We start from the raw sequence: 21,129 nt of genomic DNA on the forward strand, positions 1-21,129 counted from the left end.
ACCGTACGAGTCATTTAAGGAAATAACATTTTGTAATTTCTTAAATGACTTTTATGTTTTTTTTGCGACTGGTATTCATTGATTTAAGATTGATTTGCAATACCTAAAAAGTCTAAAAACTTCACGCAGAAAAATTATTTAATGTACATTGATGGTTTGATTTGCATACCAAGATGTAAGCATGTAAGTCATCTAAGCAATTTACTAATTTGTAGTTTCTTAAATGACTTATATTTTTAAAAATGAAATTGTAATTTTATTTTTTTCTTGCAAAAGTTATTAGTTTACCATTTAATTTTTTATTTATTAGAGAATAAGTCTTTGACGATTTTTATTAGTCTACCTTGCCCCGTTGGCGGTATTTTCAGTCAATGCGAAAGTCATGGAAAATAACTTTGAGGATTTAATTGCCTCCTACATTGAAAATAAAGTTGGAATATCTGAACATTTTTTGAGTACTGATTTGGCCCATAATCTTAGACAAAATTTGATTGTTTTGAAGCAAAAAAGCTTGTTGATGCAAGCTGGAATTGGTAATTCTGAGAAAGTTTCTTATGATGGTGCGATACGAAGCGATTCTATTTATTGGTTGGATAAAAAACACAACAATGCATTCGAAAATGAGTTCCTGGCCCAAATAGAAGCTTTTATTGTTTATTTAAATCAAAGTTGTTATGCTGGAATTACGGGATATGAATTTCACTATTCGTTGTATGAACCGGGTGACTTTTATTTAAAGCATTTGGATCAATTCAAAAACAATCCCAGCCGAAAATATTCTATGATTAGTTATCTGAATAGCAATTGGAAAGAAAGTGATGGTGGCGAATTACTGATACATCAATTGGATAACAATCAAAAAATTGCTCCTACACAAGGTAAAACTGTTTTCTTTAAAAGTGACGAATTAGTGCATGAAGTTTTGGTTACCCAAAATACCAGGATGAGCATTACGGGTTGGTTGAAGAGTGATTGATATTTATAAAAAAACACACTCAGTTTCCCTTCATCCGTGTAACTATTTTTTGAAGTAATCGCTTTCCGTCTCTTTTACTTTTTGGCACTTCTACTGCTTTCATTTCAACATTGCCTGCAATAAATTGATAGCTGAAAGCAAATTGAGGGTTTTTTGGGTTGTCATCTAAAAGTCCAAAGCGTAAATCATTAAAGTATAAAGATCCTTTTTTTTGAGAAATAATATACCAGCCTTCACTGGCTTTCTTCAGTTTTTCAAAGTCCGAATTTCCTTTTAATTGCGATTCTAAAATTTTGTTTTTGTTGTAAGCAGTAAACGAAATGGGTTGCGTATCAAAAAGAGAGTAGTCGCCTAATACATAATTATCTGCAGTTGCTACATTAGCATTCCATAAAATGAGGTTGAAAGCGGTAGGTTTTACAATAATTTCAGAATAGTGGATTCCTTGTTTTGTCAATGCTTTTTCAAATTGGTTCAAAGCATGTACTTTTATAAAACAAGACAAAAGGAGATAAGCACTACTGATAAATAATCCTAAGACTATGTATTTTTCACGAAGTATGGTGTCTTTTGTTTTCCAAACCATAATCAATGCAATAACAAGTGGAATGGTGTACAGCGGATCAATTACAAAAATGGTTTTTAGCGCAAACCGTTCGTCTAAAGGCCATAAAATTTGCGTGCCCCAAGAAGTAAACACATCCAATAGCACATGGGTAAACAAACACCAAAAAGCCATAACAGTTGCCTGAACAAAATTGATTTTATCTCTTTCTGTTTTTGAAATAATCCAACCCAAAACAGGGGATAAAAACAAAAAAAGAAAAAGAGAATGACTGATGCCACGATGAATCAGGACGGCATCGACAGGATTTAAAAAAAGTCCCACTACAACATCTAAATCGGGAATTGTGCCTAAAATCGCACCGTATAAAACCGTTTTGTTTTTGAGTTTTTTGCCCGCACATACTTCAGCTATGGCAATTCCTAAAGCGATTTGAGTAAAAGAATCCATCCTGCAAAAGTAACTGAAATCAGGAAATATCTTGATAGCCCTGTAGTAATTGATTGCTAAGAATCGCATTTTTTATAATGTAATTGAAAAAGAGTAATCCGAAAACAAATAGATTTGTGAAGGTGAAAATTTTTGGATAATTCTTAACATCTTAGAATTTAATAGTAGTTTATCTATCCATTAAAACAGAATAATCGGATGGTTCTAAAAACTGTTTTTTTTTGGTACAGAAAAAAACAGGAGTATTTTGAATGTTTTTTTTTAAATCCATATTAATCAAAAGAGATTTTAAAATAAATATGCACTATCTTGTCCAATCAAAAATAAACAGAGCCATGTATAAAATTCATACTATTGATCTACACTTTCAATCCGAAAAACATTCTATTGGTGCTTTTTTAATTGAAACGGAAAAAGGTCCGATTCTTATAGAAACTGGACCGGAATCAACTTGGGAGTTTCTTGTTAAAGGAATAAAAAAGATTGGGTATGAAATCAAAGATATTCAGCATGTATTCTTAACGCATATTCATTTTGATCATGCCGGAGCAGCTTGGAAATTAGCACAAAATGGAGCTAAAATATACGTACACCCCATTGGACTTCCACATTTAGCTAATCCAGAGAAATTATGGAATTCAGCCAAAATGATATATACAGACAAGATGGAGCTTCTTTGGGGAAAAATGGAATCAATACCAGAGCAACAATTGATTGGGGTAACGGACGGTGATGTTGTAGACCTGGGAGATGTTCAAATAAAAGTATGGTATACGCCGGGTCATGCTGTGCATCATAATGCTTATCAAATTGATGATGTGATATTTACAGGGGATGTGGCTGGAGTAAAAATAGGAGATGGTCCTGTTGTACCTCCCTGTCCTCCGCCAGATATTAATATTGAATTATGGAAAGAATCCCTTAAAAAACTAAAAGATTTAAAGCCCAGAGCCTTGTATCTAACACATTTTGATTTGCAAAAAAATCCGGATGAATTATTATCGGGCTTAGAAATAGTTCTGGATGATTGGGCTAGTTTTATCAAACCTTTTTATGACAATCAAACTCCGCCAGAAAGTATAGTTCCCCAATTTATGGAATACACAAGAAAGCAGTTTTTGGACAAAGGACTGAATGCGGAAGAAATTCAAACTTATGAGTTTGCTAATCCAAGCTGGATGTCTGTAAATGGTTTATTGCGGTATTGGAAACTTAAAGAACAGGGAAGGATTTAAGATCACTACCATTTTTATATCTTTTATTTTCCTTCATATTACTAAAACCGTATTGATCCTATTTTTTTATTGAAGTATTGCTTTCGATACTTTTACAAAAGAGTAGCAGGAAAGACAATAAACGTTAATTTAGCCATCTAAAAATTCGCTATGCTATTTTTGATTTTAAGTGTTATTTGCAGTGTAACCGTGGGAGTGTTATTTAAATTTGCGCGCAGGTACTCCGTAAGTAATATTCAAATTGTCGCCTGGAATTACGTATTTGCGCTTGTTCTTTGTTATTTTTTCTTCAGTCCCGATTTAACTGATTTAGGAACTTCGGCACCTTGGGCAATTTATATTCCTATTGGAATTTTGCTGCCTTCTATTTTTCTTTTCTTGGCAGCTTCGATAAAACAGGTAGGAATTGTAAAAACCGATGCAGCTCAAAGACTTTCGCTGTTTATACCTATTTTGGCTGCATGGTTGCTATTTAAAGAAGATTTCAATATTTTAAAAATCACGGCACTTTTGATAGGTTTTCCTGCTTTGCTGCTTATTCTCGCGAAACCTTCCAAAAAAACAGAAAATAAATGGATTTATCCTGCGGTTGTTTTACTCGGCTTTGGAATTATTGACATCCTTTTCAAGCAAATCGCTCTCTATACAAGTCTGCCTTACACTACATCATTATTTGTGGTATTTGGAATTGCGTTATCAATCATGATTGGAACGGTGCTGTATCATATGATTGTAACTAAAACACCACTGCAGTTAAAAAATATTATTTTTGGTGGTTTAGTAGGTGTTTTCAATTTTGGAAACATACTTTTTTATCTAAAAGCGCATAAAGCTTTCGCTGAAAATCCATCTACAGTTTTTGCAGGTATGAACATGGGCGTGATTGTAATAGGAAGCCTTGTAGGGATTTTTGTTTTTAAAGAAAAACTAACAAAAATGAATTATGCAGGTTTGTTTCTGGCTTTGATTGCGATTGTTTTAATCGTGTTATCACAGACAGTTAAATTACAGTAATCTACTGATTGTAATTCAAGTTTTTTTTTAACGCATTGAAACAAAGTTTTTATGTGTTGCTATTGATGCATTTCACTTTATTACAGAAAACTATAGATATGTTGTTCCAGGTATTTGGTTTTTTATTTATTTAATACTTTACCGTAAACGGGCACCACGTAATTCCCATTTAAAAACGGAATTGGATCAATTTGACTTTGAAGTATAACTCCGCTTAATGACGATTCAAGTAAAAGTTGCGCTGCCTGAACTAAAGGTGCTGCTGTGGTTATTTGTATCGCTCGTAACTGATGTTTCCCTACTATTTGCGGAAGAATGCGCTTGGCAATTTCTCGTCTGCGTAACACTCCCGTAGCATCTTTGCCTTCCACTGCTGCATATAAAATGATTTGGTCGTCTTCCACATGTGGAATTACGGCTTCCATTTTTTCTTGTAAATTTTTAATAGCATCTGAAGTATTTTCAAGATTGTCCAATTGTTCTTGTAGCCAAGCATAATGTCCAGGATGTCGTAAGGTTTTGTAGTCAAGTGAACGAACCTTTCCCGACAAGGCATCCGGCAAATCAGCAGCACCACCCGAAGTTAGGTTTTCTTCATATATGATTCCATCAATAATGATTGTGGCTCTTTCAGATAATGGTGGCAGATTCGTTTTTTTATAATCCCGAAGCACGATAGTATCTTTTATATATTCAGTAGCCACTCCAACAGGGCTCCAAGTAAAACCGTAATAATGTGGAGCAACGGCATGATTGGTCAGTGCTCCAACTTTAAATTCCAGTTTGTCTACTTTATCAACTTCAAAGTCTGAACAAAATTGTTGAAATAGTCCATTGGCGAGTAAATCAACATATCCAGGAGCTAAACCAGTTTGAAGTATAAAACCAGTTTTGGCGTCTTTTGCTAAACCAATTATTTCTTCAGTTTCTGCAACGTATTCTGTAAGGTTTGCATAATGTAGATTGTAATCTTTGGCAAATTGTGCTATTCTGGGTGCTTGACTACCTGGTAAACAATCGAGAATGATGTCTCCTTGATTTAAGATTGTCTTCATTTCGTCCGTTAGACCTTTTTCAGCAAGATGAAAGTCGTGGACAGATCCTGATTTCGTTGTTCCTTCTTGAATCCAACGTGCCACTTTTTTTGCTTTTAAATGCATTCTGTCACCTATAAAGAGAGTGGGAGCAACTTCGCCCCATTCCATCAGTAAGAGACCAACAGCTTCTGCGATTCCACCGGCTCCTGCGATAATAATAGTATAATGCTTTTTCATATTTTAAAGATACCCTTTTTATTGGTAAAGCATTTGAGTTGTATGGTAAATTGGTTGTGATCAAATGTAGATTCTCTGTCAAGGATAGTAGCGGAAAGCCCGCAAAGGAGGAGGTCCTTTTATTAAACAAACCCTAAAACAGCGACTACAAGAAGCTCGTTTTAGGGTTTGTTTTATGGACTGATACCTGCGGACTTGCAGTGGATAGCCCGCCCGGACAGCATACTTTAAATGTAATTAAAGCATTATATAATATATTTCAATTAATTGATAGTCAATTAAAAACAAATAAATTTAAATGTCTTCATAAACTGCTATTTTTGAAAAACTTTAAAAAATACAATATTTGATTAATATCAATAACAGCAGGACTGGATTCTAAAGGTTTATTATTCAGCCACACATTCAACAGCTGTGAACTTAAATTTTACATTTTCAAAGTCTATCGGTGAGTCTTTAACAAAATAAGTGGCTCCCATAGTGGTTTGCATTTTTCCATTTCCCAAAATAAGTTGTTCCCCTCTCTTTAAAAATGCCATCGGATTTTTAAATGTTACTTTTTTGTTATCGCCCTGAATAAAGGTGTAGCTAACAAATAATGTATCTCCACTGAATTCTCCTGCAATTTTTCCAACCTTTTGGGGTGTGTTAAAAAATTTCATCATCATATCGCCGATTATCTTTCCGTTTTTCAAAGTGTTCATTTTTAAATCTATAATATCTTTTTCATACAAAGCTTTATAGCATTGGACGCTTATTGGTCTTTCAACCGGGATTTGTTTAGAATTAACGACTTTCTCGTTTTCATTTTTTTTACAACTTTGGAATCCTATACTGACAAACAGTAAACAAAAAAGAAGAGGAGTTTTCATGATACTAAATATTTAATTATTAACTATTGCTAATTTAGTCAAAAAAATCCTTCTTTAGTTAAAATATTATAAAATATTGATTTTCAATGTAGTATATATTTTTTTATAATTTTATTTTCCGATGCAGAAATTAGCAAAAATATTACCTAACAACTCATCATTAGTAACCTGTCCGGTAATCATTCCAAATTGATATAGTGCTTCTTTAATATCAAGAGCCATCAAATCGCTGGATAAGTTAGTTTCAAGTCCAAATTTTACTTTTTTGATTTCTTCTAAAGCTTTTATTAGCGAATCGTAATGCCTAGTATTAGTTACGATTGTTTCATTATTGCGCAAAGCACCCGTGTTAACAAACGCAAGTAATCGATTTTTTAAATCCTCAACTCCCAGTTTTTCTTTTGCGGAAATTAGCAAGATTTCTGGAATTTCCGATTTCAAATTTTCAATTTCGATTTCTTTTAATTTGTCGGCTTTGTTACCAATGATTACAAGAGGTTTTAAAGGAAACTGATTTTTAATTTTTTCCAGTTCCACTTTTAACTTTAGACCTGAAACTTTAAACTCCGAACTGTCAAAAAGAAAAACGACAACTTGCGCTTGTTCAATTTTTTCGAATGTTTTACGAATCCCGATGCTTTCCACTACATCTTCCGTTTCCCGAATTCCGGCGGTGTCTATGAATCTAAAACCGATTCCACCAATCACCAATTCATCCTCAATTGTATCACGCGTTGTTCCCGCAATTTCTGAAACAATGGCGCGTTCTTCATTCAATAAGGCATTCAAAAGAGTCGATTTCCCTACATTGGGTTCACCCACAATAGCCACAGGAATTCCGTTTTTGATCACATTTCCTACCGCAAAAGAATCAATCAGACGTTTCAGTACAAACTCAATTCTATTTAGTAAATCATGAAATTGGGTTCTATCGGCAAATTCAACATCTTCTTCAGCAAAGTCGAGCTCAAGTTCAATTAGGGAAGCAAAATTCAAGAGTTCTTCCCGCAGTTTAGCTATTTCATTAGAGAAACCACCACGCATTTGTTGCATCGCAATCTGGTGTGAAGCTTCATTATCGGAAGAAATTAAATCGGCAACGGCTTCTGCCTGAGATAAATCCAATTTTCCATTTAAGAAAGCTCGGAGTGTAAATTCACCTGGATCAGCCATTCGGCAACCTTTGCGAAGCAATAATTGAATGATTTGCTGTTGAATGTAAGTTGAACCGTGGCAGGAAATTTCAATCGTATTTTCACCCGTATAGGAGTTTGGTCCCTTGAAGATTGACACCAGAACTTCATCCAAAGTTTTGAAGTCATCCATAATATGTCCTAGATGTAATGTATGGGTTTTTTGTGTGGTTAATTCTTTATTCTTAATCGATTTAAAAACAGAATTTCCAATCGTAATGGCGTCTTGGCCGGAAATCCGAATAACGGCAATAGCTCCCGCTCCCGAAGGAGTGGCCAATGCCACTATGGAATCGTGAGGTATCATAATTTATGCAATTTTATGCAAAAGTAAGTAAAATTGAGTACGCATCAATAAGTAAGAGGCAAACCATTAACTTTTTTTTTTGTTAAAAATTTGCCAAAGTGATAATTATCAGATTTTCTTACGTTTCTGTTTTGTAATTTTATAGAACATTGATTTATAGTTAATTGCCTTCTCATGAAAAAAATTTTATTCCCAACCGATTTTTCCCATGTCTCTAACAATGCATTTATATATGCATTAAAATTGGCTGATTCTATTAATGCTGAAATCATAACAATGCATGTTTATCATTTGCCACAAGCAAATTATATTAATGTTTCGGAGTATTTACATGAAATTTATGATGTTACGGAGTTAAGTAATTTTGAAAACTATAAAGATGAAGTTCCCGTTTTAAGAAGAATTGCTGAAGAAAATAATTTGGATCATGTAAAAATCAGCCATGTTTTGATTTTAGGAAATTTAATTGAAGAAATACAAAAAATCACTAAGCACGAGTTTATTGATTTTATTGTGATGGGAACTAAAGGAGCAACTGGACTTAAAGAAACATTTTTAGGAACAGTAGCTACAAAAATAATGAACAATGTCAAAGCAGTTGTTTTGGCTATTCCAGAACGTTGTAAATACGAACCGGTAAAAAATTTGCTTTTTATCACTGAATACCAAGCGGATGACACGCAATCTTTTCTAAAAGTTAAGGCTTTGGCCAAGGTATTTCAAGCTCATGTTGACTGTCTTCGAGTAAAACCCCAAAACCGTGAAGATGACAATAATAACATGAGGAATTGGGAAGAATTAATTGATAATCAAAATATTAAGTTGCACTCTGTTACAGGAAATGATGTGGAAGGGATTATTTTAAACTTTATTGATTCACATAAAATCAATATGATTGCGATGCATGTACATCATAAAAATTTCTTTGAAAAACTATTTGAAATCAGCCTCTCAAAAAAATTGGCGTTTCATATTAATATTCCTATTTTGGCTATTCATGAATGAAAGTATTCTACTCTGAATACGCTGAAAAATAAAGTTTAATAATTTATTTTGGTCAACAAATTATTTTAATACGTAAAAAAAATGAAAAAAATTTTATTTCCGACCGATTTTTCTAAAGTGGCCACAAATGCCTTTGTTCATGCATTAGAATTTGCAAATATTGTCCAAGGCGAACTCATTTTGTTGCATACATTTCAATTGCCAGTATATGACAATCAGTTTTTTCCGGAAAACTACGCCGTCATTTATAATTCATTAGAGTTAGCTCAATTTGATATGTTTAAGGATGAACTCCCAAAATTGCGAGCCATAGCTCAAGAACGTCATCTTGATAAAATAAAGATGTCTCATAGATTAATGGATGGAGATTTACTTCATAATATTAAAAAATCTATAAAAGAAGATAAAATTGATTTTGTAATCATGGGTACTTCCGGAGCGACAGGTTGGGATGCTTTTTTTGTAGGCACCAATACCGGCTCTGTAATTTCTGGAATTGACGTTCCGATGATGTGCGTGCCCGCGGAAGCAAAATTTAAGAAAATTGAAATTATAGGATTCACGACCCGTTTTAGAATGAAAGACAAAAAAGCTTTAAAAATGGTGCTGGATATTGCAAAAAAAACAAAAGCGAAAGTTAAATGTTTGTATGTAAAAACCAGTGATTCGGATGTTCCAAAAGAGACAGTTGCTGCATGGGAAGATGAATTTATTAATGAACCCGTTGAGTTTTTTGTAATTAATAGTGATGAAGTCAAAGAGACGATTTTAGATTTTATCATGTACAAAGAAATAGATTTTTTGACAATGCTCACTTATAAAAGAGGGTTTTTTGAGGGCATTTTCAAACCTAGTTTAACCAAAAAAATTGTCACTAATTTTGAAATTCCAATTTTAGCGATTCATATTGATTGATACAGTTTAAATTCAATTGAAATCTTGAATTCTATTTAGTATAGCATCGCCATTGCCTTTTAATTTAGACTTCAAAGTAATCTATTTCGTTATATTTGCAATTCATTAATTGAATTATGGAAATATACAAAACAAAAAAGATACGCTTTTCAACAGCATTGACTGCAATCAATAAAAAGTACAACAGTATAAGTATTTTAAGACTTCTTACTATTGTACTTTTTTTGGTTTTTATTTATTTCTACATCAAAAACAGTGAAATTATTTTCATAATTGCCGCCATTTTTCTTTTTGGACTATTCGTTGTATTGATGCGCATTCATTCTAAATTAGTTTTAGAAAAACATGTCAGTCAAGCCTTACTTGATATAAATGAAAATGAAATTTCTTATTTGGAAAGAAATAAAATCCCTTTCGAAAACGGACAGGAATTCAATGATTTTCACCATCCGTATGCCTATGATTTAGATATTTTTGGCGAGCATTCTTTGTTCCAAAACTTAAATAGGACCGCTACATTTATTGGAAAAAAAACATTCGCAAACCAGCTTTTATCAATTTTGCCAAATGATGCGATTATCAGAAATCATAAAGCTGTTAAAGAATTATCCGAAAAATTAGATTGGCGTCAGGAATTTTTGGCTTTCGCCAAAATAAGCAATGACAGTCAATCGAATTATGAGACTTTGCTAAAGTGGAGTACATTCAATAGTGCGCCTTTATCTAAACTGAGTGTTTTTATTTCTTATTTTACGCCGGTTCTTTTTCTTGGAGTTTTGATTGCCTATTTATTGACTTCCAATACCACTTTCGCTTCTATATTGTCGTATTTATTTGTTATTAATTTAATTATTTTAGGACGGTTTATGAAGCGTATTCAAGCTGAAATTGCCAATTCCGCAAACATTGACAAAACCATACATCAATATAGTTTGTTGCTGCAAAAAATTGAAAATGAATCTTTTAAATCGGAAAAATTAATCGATTTGCAACAAAAACTGACATTCAAAAAAGAAAATGCCAGCGTTCATTTTAAACAGTTAGCGGGTTTGTTTTCTAATATGGACAGTATTGGTAATTTTGTAACCGCTATTGTTTTTAACGGAACATTTCTGTTTAATGTACATGTTTTAAAATCATTAATTCAATGGAAAAACGATCATGCGGATGCCTTAGAAGATTGGATGAAAGTTGTTGGCGAATTCGAAATGTTGAACAGCTTGGCTAATTTATCGTATAATAATCCGGAGTTTGTTTATCCGACATTGAACAAGAACTTCGAAATTGATTTTAAGGATTTAGGTCATCCTTTATTGAATAAAAAAACCAGAATAGGAAATGATGTGCGTTTTCATCCCGAGTCGTTTATGATTTTAACGGGTTCTAATATGTCCGGAAAAAGTACGTTTCTAAGAAGTTTGGGAATCAATATGGTATTATCAGGAATGGGTTCGCCGGTTTGTGCCAGCCAAGCTAATGTACATCCTTTGCCCGTTTTAGTTTCCATGCGATTGTCTGATTCGTTGTCTGATAGCGAATCGTATTTCTTTGCGGAGATTAAACGTTTAAAGCAAATTATGGACGAACTCGAAAACCAACCCGCATTTGTATTATTAGACGAAATATTACGCGGAACCAATTCAGATGACAAACGCAACGGAACAATTGAAGTGGTCAAAAAAGTTATTGGTAAGCGAGCAGTAGGAGCAATTGCTACACATGATATTGAAGTTTGTTTGACTACTAATGATTATCCAAATATATTAATTAACAAATGTTTTGAAGTGGAGATTATCAATGATGAACTCCATTTTGATTATAAACTTCGGGACGGAATTTGTAAAAATAGAAGCGCTACATTTCTGATGAAAAAAATGGGCGTGATTTAAAGTAATAATTAGTTCAGTTTTCAATTTGTCTTTGCAAGGAACGAAGCAAACCCACTAACATGAGAAATCATAGTTAATCATTGAGTTGGGGAAAACAATATGAGATTTCTCCTCCTTCGGAATGACACAAAGAGAAATGAATAAAAGCAAAAAACCGTCCCGATTTATCGAGACGGTTTTTTAAATATAAAAATGGTTTGGTTAATAGCGTATTTTTAAATTGAATTAATTGTTCAACATTACTGGCATTACAAGCATCGTTACCGTTTCACCTTCTTCTAATCCGTCTACAGGAGTTAGAATTCCGGCTCTGTTTGGCAATGACATTTCAAGCATAATCATATCCGATTGCAAGTTAGTCAACATTTCAGTTAAGAAACGAGAATTATACCCTATTTGCATATCATCACCTTGATAATCACAAGTCAATCTTTCCTCAGCTTTATTGGAGTAGTCAATATCTTCAGCAGAAACATTCAATTCAGCGCCTGCAATTTTCAAACGAATCTGGTGTGTAGTTTTGTTCGAAAAGATAGCAACACGACGTACAGAACTCAAAAATTGAGAACGGTCAATCATTAATTTATTTGGATTTTCTTTTGGGATTACCGCTTCGTAATTTGGATATTTTCCATCAATTAAACGACACATTAAAACATAATTGTCAAAAGAAAAAGTAGCATTCGAATCGTTGTATTCAATTTTTACTTCAGCATCTGAAGTGCCAAGAATATTTTTTAAGATGTTTAAAGGTTTTTTTGGCATAATGAAATCAGCCACTTGAGAAGCCGTTACATCTGTACGAGCATATTTTACTAATTTGTGCGCATCAGTGGCAACAAAAGTCAATCCTTGTGGCGAAAACTGGAAGAATACACCTGACATTACAGGACGCAAATCATCGTTTCCTGCTGCAAAAATAGTTTTGCTAATGGCTGTTGCCAAAACATCAGAAGGAACAAGCGTTACAGATGGATCGTCTAAATTTACTGATTTTGGAAATTCGTCTCCAGGAGCATAAGCCAAAGCATATTTTCCAGAATTAGAACTGATTTCTATCGTACTGTTTTCTTCAACTGTAAAAGTTAGCGGTTGTTCAGGGAACGTTTTAAGGATTTCCAAAAGTAATTTCGCAGGAACAGCAACGCTTCCTTTACTTTCTGAATCAATTCCTAAAGTAGCAGACATTGTTGTCTCTAAATCAGAAGCAGAAACCGTCAGCACATTATGGTCTAAATCAAATAAAAAGTTATCTAAAATAGGCAAAGTATTATTACTGTTGATTACATTACCTAAAACTTGTAATTGCTTCAATAAGTACGAACTTGATACTATAAATTTCATCTGTTTTTTTTTATTTTTTAAGGTATTTCTTTAAATTCGAAATACGATACTTTTTACAAATATATCGTAAACAATTTTAGTTTCGAAACTTTTTTATTAACATCTATTTGCTGTATTTTCTTTTTCTAAGGAAAGTAAATACGACACCAAAAAGCACTAAAATAAGAATTGGAAGCCCGATAGTTAGGATTTGTGTTCGGGTGTAATTTTCATAAACTTTTTCTTTATCCAATAAAGGTAAATCAAGATCTTTACTTCGAATGTTAATAAGTCCGGTATCATCCAATAGGTAATTGACACAGTTTATTAGGAAATCTTTATTATCGTATAAATTTCCAGACCTTTGATCGTAACCCAATTCTACCGGTTGAAAGTTTTTATCCAATTGGTTTTTTATTAAATCTCCGTCAGAAATCACAATCATTTTATTCTTTTGTCCTGTGGCTTGAAATGTTTTTTGTTCAAATGCCAACACTCGATTTTCAAACATCGAGCGAAACGAACCTTCCAATAAAACCGAAAGTGGAATTTTTCCTTTGTTTAAATAATCGTTTGGTGCCGTTTCTTCGGCAACGATGTTAAGATTAATCTCTGATGGTGTTCCTATTTTTTTCGAATATTGTGACGATTCCAACAGAATAGTTTTCTTTATTCCGTTTTTTAAAGTATCGATAGGATTGGCAAAATCAAATTTGATTCCGCCTAAATTTTTCACAATTGGATGCAAACTGTTTGGATACACTTGTGGCGCAAACTTCCAGTTGAATTCCTGAAATTGAGTGGCACTTCCTTGTTCTCCGGTGGCTAGTTTTATAGGACTTCCTTGTTCGTCTTTTACTAAATCCGGATTGATTCGAATTCCGTATTTAAAAAACATATCATTCAAATTCAAATCTCGTGGATAGGCCAAAGTTGCTCCGGATGCATTGTACAGACTGTCCATTTCTGCGGAAACTTGGTCAATCAGCCATAATGTTTTTCCGCCATTGGTGATAAATTGATCTAAAACTTGTTTTTCAGCATCGGTAAAATTTTCGGTAGGTTTTGCGATTACTGCCAAGTCATATTTTTCTAAAGCTTCTAAACTTCCAACAGGATTTTTGGCAACCGAATCTAAAGTAAAAGGACCGATATGGTAACTTTCGCGTACTTGTAACAGAAATTTAGCCATCAAAATATCTTGCAATTCACCATTTCCTTTGATAACAGCGATTTTCTTCTGTTTGGCTTTCGTAATCTTATTCAAGCCTTCGGCGATTGAGTATTCAAGGTGCTGAACAGATCCAATAACTTTCTGGGTTGTTGTCGCGCCCATAATGTTTTTCAACAAGGGAATATTAACTTCTTTATTGTTATAAACTGCAATTGCCCAGGGAAAAACCATCGCTTGGGACTGCTTTCCTTTATCGTCAACGGTTATGTTTATTGGCGTAAGCCCTTTTCGATACAACTCTTTAATATTGTCCATGCTGGTGTCTTTGTTCTCCAATGGATCTACAAATTCAAAAATAATATTGCTATTATACGCTTGAAATTCTTCCAGCATTTGTTTCGTTTCTTGCTGTAACCGCATAAATTCAGCCGGTAAATCACCTTGTAGATATACTTTAATAGACAACGGATTTTGGACTTGCTTTATGATATTCAAAGAAGCAGAGGAAAGAGTGTATCTATTGTCTTTTGTTAAATCAAAACGATGAAAAAAGGATTTTCCTAGTACATTTATTAGCAGTACAATTGCTAGGATAATCAACACTGCTTTTAGGTTATTTTTCTTTGAAGTTGTCATTACGATTTGAACGATTTTAGATTATAAACAGTAAATGAAAGAAAGACAACGGTTATGCTAGTAAAATAAAGAATATCCCTGGTATCTAATACGCCTCGACTCATGCTTTTAAAATGATCTTGCATTCCTAATGAAGCAATTATGGAAGACCAATTTGGAACAACAGAAGCTAAACCATCAAATCCAAAATAGAAAAAGAAGCATAAAAATACTGCGATAATAAAAGCCACAATTTGATTATCAGATAATGTTGAAGTGAATATTCCAATGGCCGAATAGGCTGCAATCAGAAATAATAATCCAAAATAAGAGCCAATGGCGCTTCCCATATCGATATTACCTTCGGGCATTCCTAAATTAGAAATAACGGCTACATAAATAAATGTTGGGATAATTGCCATTACAATTAAAAGCAAAGCACCAAGAAATTTTCCATTAACAATTTGCCAAATACTCAATGGTTTGGTCAGCAATAATTCTAACGTTCCTTGTTTTTTTTCATCCGAAAAACTGCGCATCGTCACCGCGGGAATCAGGAATATTAATATCCATGGTGCCAAGGTAAAAAACGGAGTCAAATCAGCAAAACCGGTATTCAGAATGTTATAATCTCCTTCGAAAACCCAAAGAAACAATCCATTAATAATTAGAAAAATGGCAATAACTAAGTAGCCGATTGGCGAACCGAAAAAGGATTTTATCTCTCGTAATACTATTGATTTCATTTATGTTAATTCGTTGATTTGTTAATTCGTTGATTTGAAACTGAATACTGATTATTCTAAACTTACTAATTTATTTACGCTCCAAGCTTCCGGTTTATCGTTGAATAATTTCTTGGTGAATGTCCAAACATCGTAAAAAAGTTCAGAATTCCTGTAATTTTCTAAATCGGCTTCAGTTTCCCAATAACTGTAAGTAAAGAAAATGCTTTGGTTGTTTTTATCCTGATACAATTCTAAGAAACGATTCCCGGGCGCATTTCGTATTTTATCTTTCATTAACTCAAAGTTTTCTAAAAATGCAGGAATATGTTCCTCGTGAAAACTCAATTTTACTATTCGTACAAACATTAGATTTTTGATTAACGATTTATGATTTTTAAACTGATTACTGAACACTGCTATCTGAATACTATATTTATTATATCTCTATAATTCAATCCCAGCAAGCTATTAGCAGAACCAACTTTAGAAGGATTGCTTCTAAAAATTGCAATTTCAAGAAAACCGGCTTCGTTGAAAATGGCTAATTTTTCGCCTTCATACGATTTAATCGGATATTTTTCAGAACTCGCAATCGCTGAATAATTCGGCAAAATTGTTTTGATGTTTTTAGTTTTCAGAACAATTTCATACGGCCTTCCTTTCGCAACTGCAATAAAATATTTTTTAGAGATATTGGTAATTACATTCCCAAAATGATCTATGTAAATTACATTTCCTTTCAGTGAATTCCCATCTTCTGAAATTGTGGCTTGCAGATTTGTAACGTGCTTAATCGTATTGATTTCTTTACCAATGACATTCATCAATCCCCCTTTGGCTAAATGACAGGCTACTTTTACAAATACATCCAGATCCGTACCTTCACTCGGTAAACGATCGTGTATGTTAATCGCCACCACTTTTTGCGGAACAATTTTTTGCGACAGCATGCTTAAAATCCCATTATCGGCGGCAATAAAATAATGATCGTTCCATTGCATCACAATATGCTGATTCTCTTTATTGGATTCCATATCTACTCCTATAAGATGAACCGTTCCTTTTGGAAAGCTCGCATACGATGCTCCAATAATGTAACTGGCTTCTAACGTGTTGAATGGGTCTATTTCGTGTGAAATATCAATAATTTTTGCTTCGAAATACTCAGACAAAATTTTCCCTTTCAGCGCACCTACAAAGTGGTCTTTCAAGCCATAATCGGTAGTTAGGGTAATTATTGACATAAATTTGTTTAAACTATTGGTGTTTTGTAAACCTAATTTTCATTAAATTTGAGAAACGCAAAGCTAAAGTATTTTGAGCTTTATTTAAATAGAATTTTTTAATTTGAATTTAAACAGGAAACATGATCAAACCACTATTTTTTCTTCTTCTTTTCTTTTGTAGCTTACAATCGTATTCACAAAAACTAGTTTACAAGTCCAACGGCACTACTTTAAATTCCGAAAACCAAAAAATTTCCCCCAATCAAGTCCGGGAATTACTGGCAAACAACGAAAAATTATTGACAGATTATAATGCCGGAAGAACAAAGAAAACAGTTGGAAATATATTATTAATTGGTGGTTTGGGATTTTTGACTGCTGATTTAATTTATGGAGTTACTGCATCTGGAATGACCGCAGTTCCTGTTGGCGGTGGGTATTATGATCTGCAAACGGAGAAAACCTATCCAAATGTATTGACTTATTTAGGTGTTGCAGCAGTCATAATAGCCATTCCTGTCAAGATTGGTTTTTCGAAAAAGATTAAAAATGTGGTTACTGAATATAACAATCAAAACACCAATGCATACAACCAATTCGATAATCAAAAACTGGATTTAATTACCAATTCAAACGGAATTGGATTGCGATTGACTTTAAATTAAAATAATCTAAAAACAACTTCATTTGAACGAAAGAATAATCGAGCTCATAGACATCGCTCCAAAAGACTTTTGGGGCGCTCAAGACACTCATCTTGAAACAATTAAAAAATACTACCCAAAATTGAAGATTGTCGCTCGGGGAACAACTTTAAAAGCTTTTGGAGAAAAAGAAGTTTTAGACGAGTTCGAAAAACGTTTTCAACGATTAATGGTGCACTTTTCAAGATACAATAACATTGATAATAATGTAATAGAGCGTGTTATTCTTGGTGATGTACAGGAAGACAGAAAATTTCAAGGACAGGATAAAATATTAGTGCACGGTGTAGGTGGAAAAATCATTAAACCAATGACACCCAATCAACAATTGTTGGTGGATACCATGGAAAAAAATGATATGGTCTTTGCCGTTGGACCTGCCGGAACCGGAAAAACCTATACCGGAGTTGCCATGGCCGTTAAAGCGCTGAAAGAAAAGCAAGTCAAACGTATTATACTCACACGTCCAGCGGTAGAAGCAGGGGAGAACCTTGGTTTTCTTCCAGGGGACATGAAGGAAAAACTGGATCCATATATGCAACCTCTTTATGATGCTTTGCGCGATATGTTGCCTAATGAAAAACTGGAAGATTATATTTTAAAGGGAATTATTCAAATAGCACCACTGGCATTCATGCGCGGAAGAACACTTGATCATGCTTTTGTAATTTTGGACGAAGCCCAAAATACTACACATTCCCAAATGAAAATGTTTCTTACCCGTATGGGAAAAAGTGCTAAATTCATGATTACTGGTGACCCAGGCCAAGTCGATTTACCACGAAGAACCATTTCCGGACTCAAAGAAGCCTTATTGGTTTTGAAAGACGTTGAGGGAATTGGAATTATATATCTGGATGATAAAGACATAGTAAGACACCGATTAGTTAAAAAAGTAATTGATGCCTATAAAATGATTGAGAATAATGATTAAAACAAAAGGAGGCTGTATAAAAAGCCTCCTTTTTTAATTTTTTTATTAATCTTGAAAAATAGCACTCCAAGTTTTGAATTCTATATCAGAAAGTTTGTGCTGATTTAAGCTTTCAATAAAAGCCTGATAAGCGATATTGAACAACGATTTTAGTTTGCAATTGTGTGATTGAAAAATACAAGGCTTTGAATCACAATTGACGATAGGTGTATCGTCTTGTTCTAATAGGTGAATTAAATCGCCTAAGCAAATTTCTTTTGCTCTCTCCGAAATCATTATTCCGCCATTCTTTCCTCTTTTGGTTAGAATTAATTGGTTTGCCGATAAGAATTGAACCACTTTAATAAGATGATTACGCGAAATTTTAAAAGTATTTGCTAAATCATTTAAAGAACTTTGGGGAGTATCATTTTTTTGATTTAAATACATCAAAACGCGCATACTAAAATCGGTAAAGTGATTTAATTTCATATTAAAATTTGCTAATTAAGGCTTAATAATTGGGGACCAAATTCTTCGTAAAGTATATTTTCTCTGTTTACACCAAGTGCGACCAAAGATTGATATTGAACTTTTATAAAAATAGCCGGTCCGCAAATATAATATTTTGCATCCTCAATAAGAATTTCTTCTTTTATTTGATGCAAATCGATTCTTCCTTCGATAGCATTTGTTTCTGATTCGGGTAAAGTTTCATAAAAGACGAAAGAAGTTAACCACTCATTTTCGTTGTTTAATTCTTCGATAGTATCTTTGAACGCATGAACATTTTCATTGCGACAGCTGTGAATCCAAACTGTTCGATTTTTTTGAAGTGAATTTTTATTGGTTTCTACCATACTCATCATAGGAGTAAGTCCAACGCCTCCACTAACTAATACCAAAGGATTTTTTGATTTTGGATCTGCAAAAAACACCCCCGCTGGTGCGCTAACTTCAATTACATCACCTTCCTTCTTGTTATGTAATGCATTGGAAACAATACCATCAGGAGTTGTATTTTGACTGATTTCTTTTTTTACCGAAATTCTATAATATTCAGTGTTAGAATAAGAGGACAGGCTATATTGTCTAGGCTGTTTATGACCTAATTCAGGAATAAAAGTACTTACAGATATATATTGACCCGGATAGAAATCAGCAATTTCTTTATTGTCTTCCGGCCTAAGGTAAAATGAATTAATTTCGTCGCTTTCTTTTACAATTTTGGAGATTATGAAGGTTCTCCAGCCTTTCCAGCCTCCTTTTTTATTAATTGTTTTTTGATACATTTCAGCTTCAATACTGATCATTATTTGAGCCAATTCATTGTAAGCACAAGTCCAAGCTGCAATCAATTCTACTGTTGCGAGATCACCTAATACTTCTTTTATAGATCCGATTAAATGGTGTCCAACAATATCATATTACTCTGGTTGAATATTTAAACTCACATGTTTATTTCCAATTAATTTTAATGTATTGATCAAAACAGTAGGATTTTCTATGTTTTCAGCATAAGCAAGAACAGCTCCGCTCAAAGCATTTTGTTGTTTACCACTAGCTTGATTTGACATGTTAAAAATGTTTTTTAACTCTGGATTATTGGACAGCATTCTTTGATAAAAATAGGTTATCAAATCATTTCCATTTGTTCTTAAAATTGGCACAGTTGCTTTTATTAATTCTTTTTGACTTGCATTCATGACTTTATTTTACTTTAATTTTTACAAAGATAGCAATCATTTTCACATTGTTGTATTTTAAATGCAACAATATGTTTTAAATGTATTTTTTAAAATATCGTCATGAAAGGTTAACCTAAACTTTTTATAAATTTTTGCGTTTCTCTCTAAAATTGAATAAATTTGGAAATATTAAAAATGACAGTGAAAAACGAAAGATGCTACAAGAAAAAATAAAAGTCGTAATAAGCGATTTAGACGGAACGTTACTTAATTCAGATCACAAAATATCCCAATACACCAAAACCGTATTTCAAGAACTCCACAATCAAAATTACCTAATAATAATTGCAACTGGTCGTCATCACTTAGATGCAATGCCGATTGTAGCAGGATTGAATGTGCCTCTTTATCTGGTTACCTCAAATGGAGCTCGGATACATTCCCCTGAGAAAGAACTGCTTTTCTCTTTTAATATGGAAAGTGAGGCTGTTAAATCCGTCTTGTCTTTAGATATTGATCCTGAAATTACAACTGTATTATTCAGAGAAAATGTGTGGCAAACGAACAAGCACAATGAAAAATTAAATGAGTTTCAACCAGAAGTAAATTATCATCCAGAACTCGTCGATTTTGAAAACGTAGAAGATTTGAGTGCTATAAAAGTATTTTTCACGCACGATCGACATTCAAAATTAATAGAGTTAAGAGATCGAATTTTAGAGAATCATACCGGACTTTTTAGCCATGCTTTTAGTCTTCCGCTTTGTTTAGAATTTATGGACAAATCTGTAGATAAAAGTGTTGCCATTGCAAAAATTTTGGAACTAGAAAATTTTGTTTTTCAGCAAGCATTATCTTTTGGTGACGGTTACAATGATGAAAACATGCTTAATTCTTCCGGTAAAGGCGTAGTAATGGGGAATGCACCTGATAGTTTGAAAAATAAACTTTCTCATTTGGAAGTCATCATGACTAATGATAATGAAGGAGTTGCAAAATATATTGCGCAACTGCTATTAAATAATTAATTTTTTTAACTAACCATATTTTCCGATTTACACAA

General features: G+C 33.3%; 21 protein-coding genes. 9 read left to right on the forward strand and 12 right to left on the reverse strand.

Going from position 1 to position 21,129, the window contains the following annotated elements:
• Positions 1-382 precede the first annotated feature (382 nt).
• On the forward strand, positions 383-976 hold the full coding sequence (locus ACP7AT_RS14795; RefSeq protein WP_426065180.1) for a 2OG-Fe(II) oxygenase: 594 nt from the start codon (positions 383-385) through the stop codon (positions 974-976).
• Positions 977-995: 19 nt separating this feature from the next.
• Here ACP7AT_RS14795 and ACP7AT_RS14800 read toward each other — a convergent pair whose 3' ends face one another.
• Positions 996-2,060, reverse strand: a complete 1,065-nt coding sequence (locus ACP7AT_RS14800) for a metal-dependent hydrolase (protein WP_426065181.1) — start codon at positions 2,058-2,060, stop codon at positions 996-998.
• A 266-nt stretch (positions 2,061-2,326) separates the two neighbouring features.
• Here ACP7AT_RS14800 and ACP7AT_RS14805 point away from each other — a divergent pair, with 266 nt between their 5' ends.
• Entirely contained in the window at positions 2,327-3,226 is a 900-nt protein-coding gene (locus ACP7AT_RS14805; RefSeq protein ID WP_426065182.1) for an MBL fold metallo-hydrolase, read from the forward strand.
• 150 nt (positions 3,227-3,376) lie between these two features.
• Complete coding sequence (locus ACP7AT_RS14810) at positions 3,377-4,240, forward strand: EamA family transporter (RefSeq protein ID WP_426065183.1); 864 nt, start codon at positions 3,377-3,379, stop codon at positions 4,238-4,240.
• A gap of 122 nt (positions 4,241-4,362) precedes the next feature.
• On the opposite strand, the gene ACP7AT_RS14815 is transcribed toward ACP7AT_RS14810, so the two are convergent.
• The 3 genes from ACP7AT_RS14815 to mnmE all read right to left on the reverse strand — a co-directional run bounded on the left by ACP7AT_RS14815 (position 4,363) and on the right by mnmE (position 7,886).
• Entirely contained in the window at positions 4,363-5,514 is a 1,152-nt protein-coding gene (locus ACP7AT_RS14815) for a saccharopine dehydrogenase family protein (protein WP_426065184.1), read from the reverse strand.
• A 389-nt stretch (positions 5,515-5,903) separates the two neighbouring features.
• Positions 5,904-6,386: a hypothetical protein gene (locus tag ACP7AT_RS14820; protein ID WP_426065185.1), complete on the reverse strand. Its 483-nt coding sequence runs from the start codon at positions 6,384-6,386 to the stop codon at positions 5,904-5,906.
• 111 nt (positions 6,387-6,497) lie between these two features.
• The gene (gene mnmE, locus ACP7AT_RS14825; RefSeq protein ID WP_426065186.1) at positions 6,498-7,886 is read right to left on the reverse strand and encodes a tRNA uridine-5-carboxymethylaminomethyl(34) synthesis GTPase MnmE; all 1,389 of its coding nucleotides are present in this window, start codon (positions 7,884-7,886) and stop codon (positions 6,498-6,500) included.
• A 174-nt stretch (positions 7,887-8,060) separates the two neighbouring features.
• Here mnmE and ACP7AT_RS14830 point away from each other — a divergent pair, with 174 nt between their 5' ends.
• The 3 genes from ACP7AT_RS14830 (at position 8,061) to ACP7AT_RS14840 (ending at position 11,695) form a co-directional block, all read left to right on the forward strand.
• Entirely contained in the window at positions 8,061-8,891 is an 831-nt protein-coding gene (locus tag ACP7AT_RS14830; protein WP_426065187.1) for a universal stress protein, read from the forward strand.
• An 81-nt stretch (positions 8,892-8,972) separates the two neighbouring features.
• Complete coding sequence (locus tag ACP7AT_RS14835) at positions 8,973-9,806, forward strand: universal stress protein (protein WP_426065188.1); 834 nt, start codon at positions 8,973-8,975, stop codon at positions 9,804-9,806.
• A gap of 116 nt (positions 9,807-9,922) precedes the next feature.
• Positions 9,923-11,695 (forward strand): MutS-related protein, encoded by a 1,773-nt coding sequence (locus tag ACP7AT_RS14840; RefSeq protein WP_426065189.1) that lies wholly within the window; start codon positions 9,923-9,925, stop codon positions 11,693-11,695.
• Positions 11,696-11,920: 225 nt separating this feature from the next.
• Here the strand turns inward: ACP7AT_RS14840 and dnaN are convergent, their stop codons facing one another.
• The 5 genes from dnaN to ACP7AT_RS14865 all read right to left on the reverse strand — a co-directional run bounded on the left by dnaN (position 11,921) and on the right by ACP7AT_RS14865 (position 16,779).
• Positions 11,921-13,039, reverse strand: a complete 1,119-nt coding sequence (gene dnaN / locus ACP7AT_RS14845) for a DNA polymerase III subunit beta (RefSeq protein ID WP_426065190.1) — start codon at positions 13,037-13,039, stop codon at positions 11,921-11,923.
• A 103-nt stretch (positions 13,040-13,142) separates the two neighbouring features.
• On the reverse strand, positions 13,143-14,828 hold the full coding sequence (gldG, locus tag ACP7AT_RS14850; RefSeq protein WP_426065191.1) for a gliding motility-associated ABC transporter substrate-binding protein GldG: 1,686 nt from the start codon (positions 14,826-14,828) through the stop codon (positions 13,143-13,145).
• Positions 14,828-15,553, reverse strand: coding sequence for a gliding motility-associated ABC transporter permease subunit GldF (gldF, locus tag ACP7AT_RS14855; RefSeq protein ID WP_426065192.1), 726 nt, complete (start codon positions 15,551-15,553; stop codon positions 14,828-14,830). Before gldF ends, gldG begins: the two co-directional genes overlap by 1 nt.
• A 51-nt stretch (positions 15,554-15,604) precedes the next feature.
• Positions 15,605-15,901 (reverse strand): putative quinol monooxygenase, encoded by a 297-nt coding sequence (locus tag ACP7AT_RS14860; protein WP_426065194.1) that lies wholly within the window; start codon positions 15,899-15,901, stop codon positions 15,605-15,607.
• 50 nt (positions 15,902-15,951) lie between these two features.
• Positions 15,952-16,779 carry an SAM hydrolase/SAM-dependent halogenase family protein gene (locus ACP7AT_RS14865; protein ID WP_426065195.1) on the reverse strand — a complete coding sequence of 276 codons (828 nt, stop codon included), beginning with the start codon at positions 16,777-16,779 and terminating at the stop codon, positions 15,952-15,954.
• A 122-nt stretch (positions 16,780-16,901) separates the two neighbouring features.
• On the opposite strand from ACP7AT_RS14865, the gene ACP7AT_RS14870 reads away from it, so the two are divergent.
• Both ACP7AT_RS14870 and ACP7AT_RS14875 read left to right on the forward strand, forming a co-directional pair.
• Complete coding sequence (locus ACP7AT_RS14870) at positions 16,902-17,426, forward strand: hypothetical protein (protein ID WP_426065196.1); 525 nt, start codon at positions 16,902-16,904, stop codon at positions 17,424-17,426.
• A gap of 22 nt (positions 17,427-17,448) precedes the next feature.
• Entirely contained in the window at positions 17,449-18,399 is a 951-nt protein-coding gene (locus ACP7AT_RS14875; protein ID WP_426065197.1) for a PhoH family protein, read from the forward strand.
• Positions 18,400-18,444: 45 nt separating this feature from the next.
• Here ACP7AT_RS14875 and ACP7AT_RS14880 read toward each other — a convergent pair whose 3' ends face one another.
• From ACP7AT_RS14880 to ACP7AT_RS14890, 3 genes are all read right to left on the reverse strand, one after another.
• Positions 18,445-18,870, reverse strand: a complete 426-nt coding sequence (locus ACP7AT_RS14880) for an Rrf2 family transcriptional regulator (RefSeq protein ID WP_426065198.1) — start codon at positions 18,868-18,870, stop codon at positions 18,445-18,447.
• Between the two features lie 11 nt (positions 18,871-18,881).
• On the reverse strand, positions 18,882-19,691 hold the full coding sequence (locus ACP7AT_RS14885) for an FAD-binding oxidoreductase (RefSeq protein WP_426065200.1): 810 nt from the start codon (positions 19,689-19,691) through the stop codon (positions 18,882-18,884).
• 114 nt (positions 19,692-19,805) lie between these two features.
• On the reverse strand, positions 19,806-20,084 hold the full coding sequence (locus ACP7AT_RS14890; RefSeq protein ID WP_426065201.1) for a globin domain-containing protein: 279 nt from the start codon (positions 20,082-20,084) through the stop codon (positions 19,806-19,808).
• A gap of 197 nt (positions 20,085-20,281) precedes the next feature.
• Here ACP7AT_RS14890 and ACP7AT_RS14895 point away from each other — a divergent pair, with 197 nt between their 5' ends.
• Positions 20,282-21,094, forward strand: coding sequence for an HAD family hydrolase (locus tag ACP7AT_RS14895; protein ID WP_426065202.1), 813 nt, complete (start codon positions 20,282-20,284; stop codon positions 21,092-21,094).
• Positions 21,095-21,129: the final 35 nt, after the last annotated feature.

The organism is Flavobacterium sp. DSP2-3-1 (genome assembly GCF_049896865.1).
Classification (GTDB): Bacteria; Bacteroidota; Bacteroidia; order Flavobacteriales; family Flavobacteriaceae; genus Flavobacterium.